Genomic DNA, 12754 nt, shown 5'->3' on the forward strand with positions numbered 1-12754 from the left:
GATATGATCGCGGGGTTCGCAGCTGTCCCCCGGTTGGCGCGCTTTGCCGCAAGGGAGGGCCGTGCGCCGGGCTCCTGGTTGGGGGGCGCGGCGCGGGTGGTCTCTGCATGTGCGATCGCGGCACTCGCCGCCGTCGGTTTTCTGGCACTCGTGACGTCGTCCCAGGCAGAGACCTTCGGTCCCGGATCCCACACCTACCCGGTCCTGCCCGGCGTGACCCGCGTGAAGGTACGGGTGGTCGGCGGCGTCGGCGGCACGGGTGACGACTTTAACAGAACCGATGACAGCAACGGCGGGGCCGCGCGTATCATCGATGCGATTGTGAACGTCGTCCCTGGCACCGTCATCAGCGTCACGGTCGGCAAAGGCGGCGAAGCCGGCTCAATTTCAACAGGAGGAAGCGGCGGCACTGGCACGGGGCGGGGCGGCGATGGCGGGAGCACCGCGACTTTAGCCGGTGGCTCACCCGGCGGCGGTGGTGGTGGCGGCACTTCGCTGGCATTGGGCGCTACGGTCATTTTGAGGGCCGGTGGTGGCGGTGGCGGTGGCGGTGGTGCCGGAGCCGACTACGCCAACACCGCCTACGACCCGGAACACGGCGGGAACGCCGGGACTCCGACCCTGAGTAACAATTGCAACAGTTCGGGCAACGGCGCGTCGGCCATTGATCGCGAAAACGGCGCAACCAACCCGAAAAACGGCGGCGGTGGTGGCGGCGGCGGCGGCGGCTATACCGGAGGCTCGGCCGGTAGCGGATACACCTACAACGCGTCGAACAACGGCACTCCCTCGCAGGGTGGAGGTTCGTGCCGGCTCAATCAGGCCGGGTTGTTCGAAACGATCTCTTGGAGTCTGACGTCGGTCAGTTCCGGAACGTGGAAGGACGGCGCCGACGGTTATGTCGAGATCGTCGAGCTGAAACCGTCTCTTTCCAAGAGTTTCGCGGCAAGTTCGGTGAAGAGAGGCGAAAACGTTGCGTTGACCTTCACCATCACAAATCCGACAGGTGCGGCCGCGCAGAACGGGCTCACGTTCACAGATACCTTGCCGAGCGGTCTCGTACTGGCCGGCGTGCCGGCGGCATCCCAGTGCGGGGGCGAGGTATCGAGAAGCGCCGACGGCAGCACGATCGGCCTCAGCGGTGGCAGTCTGGCAGCGGGGCCGAGCAGCTGTACAATTACCGCTACCGTCAAGGCGGCGGCGTCGCAGGGCCCGGCATCGTGCCCAAATAAGAGCACCACCAACGGTCCGGGCAACCTTTCCGGGCTTTCGTCCAACCTCGCGAACGGCGTAACCGATCAGTGTGTCAGCATCCGGCTGACACCCTCCCTGACCAAAGCGTTCGGCGCCGCTTCGATCAAGAAAGGCGAGGCGACGACGCTGACCTTCACGCTGACCAACCCGAGCGGTTCGGGCGCGCAGACCGGGCTCTCCTTCACCGACACGCTGCCGAGTGGATTGACGCTCGCCAGTGCACCGGCTGACTCGCAATGCGGTGGCAAGGTCACCGGCAGCGCCGACGGCAAAACGGTCACCTTGAGCGGCGGCAGCCTGACGGCGGGCCCGAGCAGCTGCACGGTGACGGCACAGGTCACGACGGCGGCATCGCAGGGCCCGGCCTCCTGCGCCGATGAGAGCACGACCAACGGTGCGGGCAACATCACCGCGATCTCGGCCAATCTCGCAAACACGGTGACCGACCAGTGCCTCGGCGTCACGCCCGTCGCGCCGGTCGTGACGATCGCGAAGATCTCCGAGGGCGGTACGGGGACGTTCACCTTCAAAGGCACCGCGGCAAACCACAACGGCTTTCCGACCGACGGCAGCTACAGCCTTGCGACGTCGGCGCCGGGGACCGCGGTGATCGGAAATCCGGTCACGCTCGCCGCCGCGGACGTGCCGACCGCGATCGAGGAGGCCCTGCCGCCCGGGTGGCGGCTGGGCTCGGCGCGCTGCGAGGATCAGAACTGGCAGCAAACCGGCAATCCCCGGGGTGAAGTCATAGGCTCGGTTGCCGACGGCAGAACGCTGGTGATCCCGGCGGCGAACGCCAGGGCCGGCGCCAGGCTCGTCTGCAGCTTCACCAACCGCTTTGTCGGCTTCACTCTCTCCGGCCAGGTCATCCGCGACGACGGCACCGGCGGCGGCACCGCCCACAACGTCGCACTGGACGGCGGCGAGGCAGGCCTCGGCGGCATTCCTGTCCGCTTCACCGATTGCGGGGCCACCACCTATGCCGGCACGGTTACGGCCGGCGACGGCACGTTCTCGCTGCCGCTTGCCGGGCCTGCCGGCGGAGCCAGCGTCTGCGTCGTGCGCGATCCGGTTACCGAGCTTGCCGGGGTCAGTGGCGGGCCCGGCAATACCGGCGGCACGGTCGCGACGCCCGGATACGATGCCGTCGCCTTCACCCACAATACCACGACCGACTATCATTCCGTCCTTTTCGGCGTCATCGAAAAGCCGAGACTTGCTGATGACGGCGCGGCGACGGTGGCGCCGGGGGGCACGGTCTTTCTGACGCATCGCTATACGGCGACGACCGCGGCGACGGCCAGCTTCTCCATCGCCAATGCCACCGGCCGGCCCGCTCTGTCCGCCTTCACCTACACGCTCTTTCGAGATGAAGACTGCTCGGGAACGCTCGACAGCGGCGAAACCGCGGCGGCCGGAGCGGTCAGCGTCGCCGCGGGCGAGGAGGTGTGTCTGATCGTGCGGGTGCAGGCGTCGGCCGGTACGGCCGGGGGCGCCGCCCTCGAATACGACGTGATCGCCGGCACGGCGCTTTCGGGCACGCTGGCGTCGCTGGCCCCGCTCACCGATCACGACGTGCTCACGGTTCCGGCAGCCGGCACGATCAGCCTGGTCAAGCGGGTGCGCAACGTCACGTCCGCCAGCGGCTTCGCGGTCTCCTCGGCCGGCGCGCCCGGCGACATCCTCGAATACCGGATCGCCTTCACCAACCCGTCGGCAGAGGCAGTGTCCGAGCTCTCGATCCACGACGAGACGCCGGCCTATACCAGGCTCTCCGGTCCGCCCGGTGCCGCCGTCGCGCCATCGGGCATGAGCTGCGCCCTGACCGTTCCGGCCGGCGGAGGTGTGAGCGGCTATGCCGGTCCGCTACGCTGGGACTGCACCGGAACCATGAGCCCCGGCGCCACCGGCAATGTCGCATTCGAGGTCAGGATCGCGAACTAAGGCCAGTTGAGCGGTTTTGTCGGCACGCATGGCGATGCGTTTGAATTCCTTGAGTACCGACGGTGCGCCACTGCATGTGTCCTTTGATCGTAGCCGATCAAAGGACAAAAACATGCAGCAGCTCAAAGTGCTTTTCGGAGGACTGCAATCTCTCCTCACCTCATCCCTGTGCTCGTCACAGGGATGAGAGCAGCGCCGCGTCTGCGGCGCGGGAAGCGTTCTTTCAGCCCAAGGACTTGGTCTGGCTGGATTCCTGTGACAAGCACAGGAATGAGGGACGGGGACGTGCGGCGACTACGACTTTCGCTTGCGAATGTGCGAGGGAATGGTCAACCCGTGCAGCAATGAAAGATTACGTCTACATCTCGCATCGAAGCGAAGCGGGACGCTGTATACGGGCGTGACCCGGGACCTGTCGTGTCGCCTCGCTATCTTCACGGTTTATGAAGCGCGCCGAGGGGCCGCACCCTCTCCACCTCATCCCTGTGCTCGTCACAGGGATCCAGCAGCGCCGCGTCTGCGGCGCGCAAGAGCCTTTCCAGCCCAAGGACTTGGTCTGCCTCGATTCCTGTGACAAGCACAGGAATGAGGAAAGCAAACAAGTGGCGGCGCGGGGGACAGTCTTATTTGCTCATAAGCGGCCTTTCGTGGCCTAAGCGGGTGTGAAATTCACGCTGGCCGGGAGCGATCGGCGCCCAGACCATGCGGCAGATCGTGCGTCGTATTGCCATTCTGCAGCCGGCAGATGGACGGCGTTTCGGACGGAGGCACTGTGAGGCACTGGATCATATCATCGCTCTTGGCGGCCGGGCTTTCCTTGGCCTCGTGGAACGTGCTCGCGCAGGAACAGGCGGCGCCGCTGTCGGCCAGCCTTGCAGCGCAAAGCGTCGAGACCGGGGAGGACGGCAAGGAGACCTTTTCGTCGGCCGATGCGGCTGCTCCGGGTGATCTCCTGCAATATACGGGACGTTACAGCAACGTGTCGAAGGAACCGCTTTCCGGCTTGATCATCAATGGGCCGATCCCGGCCAACACCTCGTTCATCGATGCGGGTCTGGCGGTTTCGCAGAAGGCGGCTTTCGAGGTGCTGATCGAGGGTGAATCCTGGCAGAGTGTCCCGGCCTATAAGACGGTCGTTCTGGCAGACGGGACGAAGAGCCGCGTCGTGGCCGAGGCATCGGATTACCGCCAGATCCGCTGGCGGCTTGCGGAAGCCCTCGCGCCGGGCGCAACCCTGGTCACCGTCTACCGCGTGCAGGTCGGGCAGTAGCAAAGAAGGCTGAGCGGCATCGGGTCTGCCTGTGCCGCTGCACGGATCATGACGGGTGGCTGAACCGGGCGACCCGCGCATCCTTCGTCAGGTTGCGAAAATTGGTGCCGCTCATATGCACGAGCGTCCTGTGGTCGCCGCCCTCGAAATAGACGTCGTTTGCCCTGTCGAGGCTCTCGTCGAGAATGACCGGCACGCCATAGGCCTCCCCGATGGGCGGGACGGCTCCGGTCTCGCAATCGTTGAAGAGCTCGCTGACCTCCTCCTCCGAGGCGAGGCCGAGACGGCGGTTCATGACGTCCTGCAGCGTGGAGAGCTCGACCCGATGCGTGGCCGGAACGACGGCGAGAGCATAGCCCATCTCGTGGTGAACGACCACGGATTTGGCGAGCCTGTTGCCCGGCACATGGGCGGCTTCGGCAGTCTGACTGGTGGTTGCGGTACGGTGATGCGCGAGGGTGTCGTAGGTGATCCCTTCGCTGTCGATATAGTCCTGAAGTCTCCTGGCGATCGTCATCGTAGGCGCCTCTCCTATCCTGCTGCAGTCTTCCCACGCCGTTCAGACTCAAGAAAAAATGCAGCGCTTCAAAGTGCTACAGCAGCTTTCGGGCGTCCGGCAGGACGCGGGGCACTGTAGTGACGCGGAAGATGACATTCTCCTCTCATCATCGGAGGAGTCAACGGCCAACGGCCGGGTCTGCTACCACACGTAGGGCACGAGCCGGTAGCGCACGCGTTCCGCATAGGCATCGTAGCCGGCGAGCCCCGTACGCAGCGCCTTTTCCTCTATGCCGACCCGGATCGCGAGCAATGCCGCCAGTCCGAGTGCCACGAGCAGCCCCCACCAGGAGCCCAGGAACAAAGAGGTTGCGGCGACGAAGAGAATACTGCCCGTATAGAAGGGATGACGGACGTAACGATAGGGTCCCGTGGTGATCACGCTTTGCGCACGCTCCGTCTGCACCTTGACGACCGGCGATGCGAAGCTGTTTTCGCGCAATGTCCGATAGCTGAATCCGATGGAGAGGACGAGGAGCAGCGCACCCAGAGCCTGCACCCAGACCGGCATGGAAGACCATTTGAATCTCGCTGCATCGAGCGCCATGAAGGCGAAGCCGGCGACAAGGAACAGGAGGATCACCGAAAGGAGCACCTTGTCGGCCAGGGGCTGGCCTTCCTGGATTGGGGGAGCCAGCCTTTCCTTGAGCAGCGCGGGATCGTGCCGGGCAAGGAGCAGCCCGACGAGGAACGAAAGCGCAAGCATGAGGAACAGGTAGCTCCACGCCGCTGGCCAGGCGAGCGTTCCGGCGGAAAGAAAGAGGACGGCTCCGATGAACCCGAACCAGACGATCGTCTGTACGGTCAGCCTGACAAGCATGAGCAAGCTCCTGCATAGTTTGTGCGATGAAGGGCGCTTTAGAGCGATGGACTCCTGGAGATAGTGTTCCGGCCAGCGCTCGCAACTCTCATCTCAGGCGGGTGAAGTGGGATTGAACGGGGCGCGCGCGACGTTCCATCGGGCGCTCGCCGGCGTTCACACACTTGTGCTTCGCGCGGAACTTAAAGCCGCATAACGGATTCCCATATTAGATCCGCTGCACCTTCGCTTGAGCCTTGACCGGTTCAGGATCAAGGCATGCGGCAATGCGAAGCACTACAGCCCCTTGCACGTCGAACAGGACGTGCGGTGCTGGAGCAGCACTCGCCGTCCGCAAAGGAGGGACGCGATGTATCGCTATATGATGAAGGAACTGATGCTCATCATCGCCGGCCTGACGGTCTGTGCGGTGCTGTTCCTGCTCGTCCTGTCGCAGGGAGCGGCCGCATCGTTTTGAGCGCGGTTCAGCTCTTCCCGAGAATCTCAATCGTCCTCTTGTCCCGGACGCCGTCGAAGTAAAGGTCGAGCGCCCGGGTGAAGGCGTCGACATCAGGCGCCGCCGCTTCGAAGAGCGTCATCGATGAGCAAAACTTCAGATCGTCCGGCCGGCCGAAGATATCAAGAGCGGTGCGCCCCCTGACCCCATTGACCGCTTCCGTGCATTCGAGAATACGTCGGCCGAGAAGCGGATGTCCGACATAGGCGCGCGCCTCGCCGAGGCCCGACAGCGCATAAAATTGGGCCGTCGGCGAATGGCCGAGGCCGGCGGTCTGCGGAAAGATGAACCACATCCAGTGGGTCCGCTTGGCCCCGGCACGAAGCTCCGCAAGAGCAGCCGGATAGGTGCTTTCCTGCGCCGCGACGAAGCGTTCGAGATCGAATGCCTCCCTCGTCATCACCCTCTCACCGGTTCATCCATCACCAGCGCTGATGAACATGAACCTTGACGAGCCGCTCGTAAAGCGCCTCGATTGCCGCGAGCGTCGCGCCGTCGATCGGCGCAAGGGCGCTGGCGGCGGCGTTCGACTGCGCCTGCGCGGCATTGCGGGCTCCGGGGATAACGACGGAAACGGCGTCCTGCGCGAGGATCCAGCGCAAGGCGAATTGCGCCATCGGCACATTGGCGGGCACCAGCGTACGAAGCTCGTCGACCGCCTGCAGCGCCACGTCGAAGGGCACGCCGGCAAAGGTCTCCCCGACGTCGAAGGCTTCGCCGTCACGATTGAAGTTGCGGTGGTCGTCTGGAGCAAAGACCGTATCTTTGCCGATCTTGCCCGAAAGCAAGCCGGACGCCAGCGGCACGCGCACGATGACGCCGACATTCTTTTTTTTCGCCTCGGCGAAGAATAGGTCCTGCGGCCGCTGGCGGAAGATGTTGTAGATGATCTGGACCGTGGCGACGCCCGGATATTCGATAGCCTTCAGGGCCTCTTCGACTTTCTCGACCGAGACGCCGTAATGGCGGATCTTGCCCTTGGTGACCAGCCCATCGAGCGCGCCGAAGACCTCGGGCCGATAGTAGACCTCCGGCGGTGGGCAGTGGAGCTGGACGAGATCAAGCGTTTCGACGCCGAGATTTGCGAGGCTGCGGTCGATGAAGGCCTCGATATTGCCGCCTGTATAGCCCTCCACCACGTGCGGATTGAGCCGGCGTCCCGCCTTCGTGGCGACGAATGGTTTCTCCCCGCCCCGTTCCCGCAGCACCGCGGCGATGATGTTTTCGGAACGCCCGTCGCCATAGACGTCTGCGGTGTCGATGAAGGTGACGCCGCTGTCGAGGGCGGCATTGAGCGCGCGCTTGCCATCCTCCTCGCTGACGTCGCCCCAGGAGCCGCCGATTTGCCAGGCGCCGAAACCGATCTCCGAAATCGTGGCGCCCGTTCGTCCCAAGATCCTTGTTTTCATCGAATGTATCCTATCCATTGTGCTGCCGGAACTTCAGCTCCGGGTGGTTGGCATAACTATGACGAGAGTGGCGCAGATGAAAGCTCAGTCGCAGAGTGTCACGAGCGCCTTGCCGCGACTGAGATCGCTCACCAGAGCGAGCACGTCGTCTAATGCGTCTTGCCGTATCTCGACCGACAGCACCGCACCGGTGCCGGTGAAACTCTCGGAGGCGATCGACACGCCGCGCGCTGCCAGCCGCGCCTTGATGAGCGCGAGATCGGCGAAGTCGCAGGCGATCTCGGCGCGCTGACGCTCGATGAGCTCGATCTTCTCCGCCGCCCGCAGGCAGAGCGCCGCCGTGCCGCCATAGGCACGGACCAGTCCGCCGCTGCCGAGCAGAATGCCGCCGAACCAGCGCGTCACGACGACGGCGACGCGATCCAGCGACTGGCCGTCGATCGCCGCAAGGATCGGCTTGCCCGCCGTCCCGCTTGGCTCGCCGTCGTCGCTGAAGCGATAGCTCTGGCCGACCCGCCAGGCCCAGCAATTGTGATTGACCGCAGTGTCCGAGTGGGCGGCAATGAAGGTCTTGGCCGACGGTTCGTCCTCGATCGGCCCGGCAATCGCGAGAAAGCGGCTCTTCTTGATTTCCTGTGTCGAGGTCTCGATGCGTTGGAGCGTGAACATCCGCTTTGTCCCGATTCTTCCAGCGGTCATAGCGGACGGATGGCGCACCGTCATCGTCAAGGTCACCCCTCCCCAACCCCTCTCCACAAGGGGAGGGCTGGGGAGGGGCAAATCGGAGCGCTCAGCCGATCGCCATCAGGCTGGCATTGCCGCCGGCTGCCGCCGTGTTGATCGAGGCGGAAACCTCTTCCACGAGCCAGTTCAGGCAATAGGCGTCCGGGTTGCGGGCGATTTCCTCGCTCGATGCGGCCTGGACGAGCAGGAGCGGGCCGGGCAGGGCGGCGATGGCCTTGTTGACGGCGCGGACGCGCTCGGCGTCACCTTCGACCAGCGCACCGGCGAAGGGGCCGTCGGCGGCCCAGTCCTTTGACCAGGAGACGCGCAGGCCAACCGTTTGCGGCACGTTTTTCAGCGAAGCCTGCAGACCGGAGGCGGCATCGATCGCGACGCTGTTGCCGGTCGCGAGCGCGGCGGCGAGCTGGTGGTACAGCCCGCTCTCCGTCGCCGGCACGAGGAGGATGCGGCCGCGCGCATGGAGGGTATAGAGGTTGCGTTCGCCGACCGGGCCGGGCAGTTCCAGGTCGAGGCCAAGGGCCGAGCTGCTGCCGGCGTTGCGGGCCGCTTCGGCCTCCGCGCGCGCGCCTTTGCCGTCGAGCCACTTGGCGAAATCGAGAAGGACCGGATCCGTGTGCACCGAGCTGTGCTGCGGCGGAACCGGTGGGGTGCTAACCAGGCGGCCGAGATAAAGCGGACCGCCGGCCTTGGGACCGGTACCGGAAAGACCGCGCCCGCCGAAGGGCTGAACGCCCACCACCGCGCCGATGATGTTGCGGTTGATGTAGAGGTTGCCGGCCTTGATACGGCTCGTCACATGCGCGATCGTCTCGTCGAGGCGCGTGTGGAGCCCGAAGGTGAGGCCATAGCCGGTGGCGTTGATGTCGTCCACCAGCCGGTCGAGATCGTCGCGCCGGTAGCGGATGACGTGCAGCACCGGCCCGAAGACCTCGCGTTGAAGATCGGAAAGCTTCTCGAGTTCGATGATCGTCGGCGGCACGAAGGTGCCCACTCCGGTCTCCGAGGCAAGCCCGATCTGCTCGACCTTGCGGCCGAGCCCGCGCATCCGCTCTATGTGCTTCTCGATGTTGTCCTTCGCCTCTGACGTGATGACCGGCCCGACATCCACGGAAAGACGATCGGTGCGGCCGATATGCAATTCGTGCAGCGCGCCCTTCAGCATCGTCAGGATGCGGTCGGCCACATCCTCCTGCAGGCACAGCACACGCAGCGCCGAGCAGCGCTGGCCGGCACTGTCGAAGGCGGATGTGATCACGTCGCCGACCACCTGCTCGGCAAGCGCCGAGGAGTCGACGATCATCGCATTCTGGCCTCCGGTTTCGGCGATCAGCGGGATCGGCCGGCCGGCAGGCGAAAGGCGGTCGGCAAGCTGTGCCTGGATCAGACGCGCGACTTCCGTCGACCCGGTGAACATCACACCTGCAGTCTCGGCTGCGGCGACCAGCGCCGCACCCACGCGTCCGTCGCCCGGAAGAAGCTGCAGCGCGCTTGCCGGGATGCCGGCCTCATGCAGGATGCGCACACCTTCGGCGGCGATCAGCGGCGTCTCTTCCGCGGGTTTGGCGAGCACGGGATTGCCGGCCACGAGCGCGGCGGCGATCTGCCCGGTGAAGATCGCCAGCGGGAAGTTCCACGGGCTGATGCAGACGATCGGCCCGAGCGGCCCGTGGCCGGGGCCGAGCGTGCGCCGCGTCTGTTCGGCATAGTAGCGCAGGAAATCGATCGCCTCGCGCACCTCGGCAATGGCGTTCAGCGCCGATTTGCCCGCCTCGCGGATGATCAGCCCGAGAAGCGTGGGCATGCGGGCCTGCATCAGCTCGGCGGCGCGGTCGAGGCAGGCGGCCCGTTCGGACGGCGGGACGGCCGCCCAATCCGGCGCCGCTTCGGCGGCAAGGCGCACGGCGCGCCGTGCGTCCTCTTCCGAGGTCTCGGTCACCGAGCCTACGACGTCGCGATGATCTCCGGGATTTAGAACCGTGCGCGTCTCGCCGGCAGCGGGACCGGTAGCGAGCCGCGGTACGGCGCTCCACGTCATGGCCGCGCTTTGCCTCAGCGCTTCCGTAAGCGACGCAAGCGTTTCCTCGTTGGAAAGGTCGAGCCCGGCGGAATTGGTCCGCGCATCGCCGAAGAGCTCGGCCGGCAAGGCGATCCTGTCGTGCTTGGCGCCGACGACCGGCATGGCGCGGACGACTTCGACGGGGTCGGCGATCAGTTCGTCGATCGAAACCTTCGGGTCGTTGATGCGATGCACGAAGGAGGAATTGGCGCCGTTTTCGAGCAGGCGCCGGACCAGATAGGCAAGCAGCGTCTCATGGGTGCCGACAGGCGCATAGATGCGGCAGGGACGATCGAGCTTGCCGCGGCCGACGACCTCTTCATAAAGAGGCTCGCCCATGCCGTGCAGGCACTGGAATTCGTATTTGCCCACCTGAAAGTCCCTGCCTGCCATGTGATAGATGGCGGCGAGCGTCTGGGCATTGTGTGTCGCGAATTGCGGGAAGACCACATCGGTCGCGGCAAGCAGCTTGGCTGCGCAGGCGATATAGGAGACGTCGGTGTGGATCTTGCGCGTGAAGACCGGGAAATCCGCGAGCCCGTCGAGCTGCGCCCGCTTGATCTCGGCATCCCAATAGGCGCCCTTCACGAGCCGCACCATGATGCGTCGCCCGGAGCGCCGGGCGAGATCGATGATGAAGTCCAGAACGAAGGGGCAGCGCTTGCCGTAGGCCTGCACGACGAAGCCCATGCCGTTCCAGCCGGAGAGCTCGCCGTCGAGGCAGAGCTCCTCGAGGAGATCGAGCGACAGTTCCAGCCGGTCGGCTTCCTCGGCGTCGATGTTGAGGCCGATATCGTAATTCCTGGCGAGGAGAGCGAGCGCCTTGACCTTCGGCAGCAGTTCGCCCATCACGCGCGCGGCCTGCGCGCGGCTATAACGGGGATGCAGCGCCGAGAGTTTGATCGAGATGCCGGGGCCTTCATAGATGCCGCGGCCGGCGGAGGCTTTGCCGATCGCGTGAATGGCGCTCTCGTAATCCCTGTAATACCGTTCCGCGTCGGCGGCCGTGGTCGCCGCCTCGCCGAGCATGTCGTAGGAATAGCGGAAGCCCTTTTCCTCGAGTTCCTTCGAACGCTTCAGCGCTTCCTGGATCGTCTCGCCGGTAACGAACTGTTCGCCCATCATCCGCATGGCCATGTCGACGCCGCGCCGGATCACCGGCTCGCCGCAACGCGAGATGAGACGTGTGAGCGCCGCCGACAAGCTGCGGTCGTTGACCGTCGAGGTCAGCTTGCCGGTTACGACGAGGCCCCAGGTCGCGGCATTGACGAAGAGCGAACGGCTGCCGCCGAGATGCGATTTCCAGTTGCCGTCGGCGATCTTGTCGCGGATCAGCGCGTCACGCGTCGCCGTGTCGGGAATGCGCAGCAGCGCTTCCGCAAGGCACATGAGTGCCACGCCTTCCTGGCTCGAAAGCGAATATTCCTGCACCAGGCCTTCGACGCCGGAGCCGCTGTGCTTGCCGCGCAACGCTTCTATCAGCTTGCGGGCTGTTCGTGCGGCCGCGTCGCGCGTTTCCTTCGGCTGCGTGGCCGCTTCGAGAAGCGGCGGCAGGCATTCCGTTTCCGGGCGGCGGTACGCGGCCGTGATCGCCTGGCGCAGTGTGCTCTGTGGCCGGACCGGCGGTGCGAAGTCGGCGAACGGCGCCGGGGCGACCTCGACGGGGGTTTTTTGAAGCGGGCTCGGGCTCATTGAACGCTGTCCTCCACGGAACGGTAGCGGGCGCTATCGACGCCCTGATGTCGTGGCAGAAAATACGCGTGCCATCGCCGAACATCCATCCGGCAAATTAGCATTATGGCCGAATGTTTCTCCACGACAGGCAAGACAAAGGGAGAACTATACGGAGTGCAGGCGAATGTTCCGGACGAAAGTCAGCATGCAGCCCCGAAAAGTTGCTCCCGCGCCATCAGGCACTCGTCATCCCCCGGCATGCAGGTGCGACAGACGATGGGGCGTATATCGTAGACCTTGCAGGCGACGGAACGGCCGAGCTTGCCCTCGAGCGCCGTGCAGCGGCCGCTCTCGCAACGCATGCCGCCGAGATCCGCAGCCACATAGTTTGCCGGTATGCGCTCGAGCTCTTCCTCCGTCTCGAGCGAAAAACGCGGCCAGTCGGCCGAATAGGCGCAGCAGGCGCCGCAGCTCTGGCAGTCGAAATTCTGATTGGCGGGAACGGAATGGCTCATGGCATCAGCCTATC

Annotated in this window: 9 protein-coding genes; 2 read left to right on the plus strand and 7 right to left on the minus strand. The window is 65.1% G+C overall.

The features are described from left to right. The first annotated feature begins 3 nt into the window (after positions 1-3). Together BHD07_RS04205 and BHD07_RS04210 are read left to right on the plus strand one after the other, a co-directional pair. Positions 4-3198, plus strand: coding sequence for a DUF7933 domain-containing protein (locus tag BHD07_RS04205; RefSeq protein WP_100669713.1), 3195 nt, complete (start codon positions 4-6; stop codon positions 3196-3198). Between the two features lie 772 nt (positions 3199-3970). Beyond that, positions 3971-4468: a hypothetical protein gene (locus BHD07_RS04210; protein WP_338277899.1), complete on the plus strand. Its 498-nt coding sequence runs from the start codon at positions 3971-3973 to the stop codon at positions 4466-4468. Between the two features lie 46 nt (positions 4469-4514). Here BHD07_RS04210 and BHD07_RS04215 read toward each other — a convergent pair whose 3' ends face one another. From BHD07_RS04215 to BHD07_RS04245, 7 genes are all read right to left on the minus strand, one after another. Continuing rightward, complete coding sequence (locus tag BHD07_RS04215) at positions 4515-4985, minus strand: aminoacyl-tRNA deacylase (RefSeq protein WP_018094065.1); 471 nt, start codon at positions 4983-4985, stop codon at positions 4515-4517. A 183-nt stretch (positions 4986-5168) separates the two neighbouring features. Then, on the minus strand, positions 5169-5846 hold the full coding sequence (locus BHD07_RS04220; RefSeq protein ID WP_338277901.1) for a methyltransferase family protein: 678 nt from the start codon (positions 5844-5846) through the stop codon (positions 5169-5171). 464 nt (positions 5847-6310) lie between these two features. Further along, positions 6311-6742: a DUF1810 domain-containing protein gene (locus tag BHD07_RS04225; protein WP_338277903.1), complete on the minus strand. Its 432-nt coding sequence runs from the start codon at positions 6740-6742 to the stop codon at positions 6311-6313. Between the two features lie 22 nt (positions 6743-6764). After that, positions 6765-7751 (minus strand): aldo/keto reductase, encoded by a 987-nt coding sequence (locus BHD07_RS04230; protein WP_338277906.1) that lies wholly within the window; start codon positions 7749-7751, stop codon positions 6765-6767. A gap of 84 nt (positions 7752-7835) precedes the next feature. After that, positions 7836-8420, minus strand: a complete 585-nt coding sequence (locus tag BHD07_RS04235) for an IMPACT family protein (protein WP_338277908.1) — start codon at positions 8418-8420, stop codon at positions 7836-7838. A 121-nt stretch (positions 8421-8541) separates the two neighbouring features. Next, positions 8542-12243, minus strand: coding sequence for a trifunctional transcriptional regulator/proline dehydrogenase/L-glutamate gamma-semialdehyde dehydrogenase (putA, locus tag BHD07_RS04240; protein ID WP_338277911.1), 3702 nt, complete (start codon positions 12241-12243; stop codon positions 8542-8544). Between the two features lie 182 nt (positions 12244-12425). Continuing rightward, entirely contained in the window at positions 12426-12740 is a 315-nt protein-coding gene (locus tag BHD07_RS04245; RefSeq protein ID WP_100669707.1) for a YkgJ family cysteine cluster protein, read from the minus strand. Positions 12741-12754: the final 14 nt, after the last annotated feature.

This window comes from Sinorhizobium sp. KGO-5 (genome assembly GCF_036245905.1).
GTDB lineage: Bacteria > Pseudomonadota > Alphaproteobacteria > Rhizobiales > Rhizobiaceae > Sinorhizobium > Sinorhizobium meliloti_A.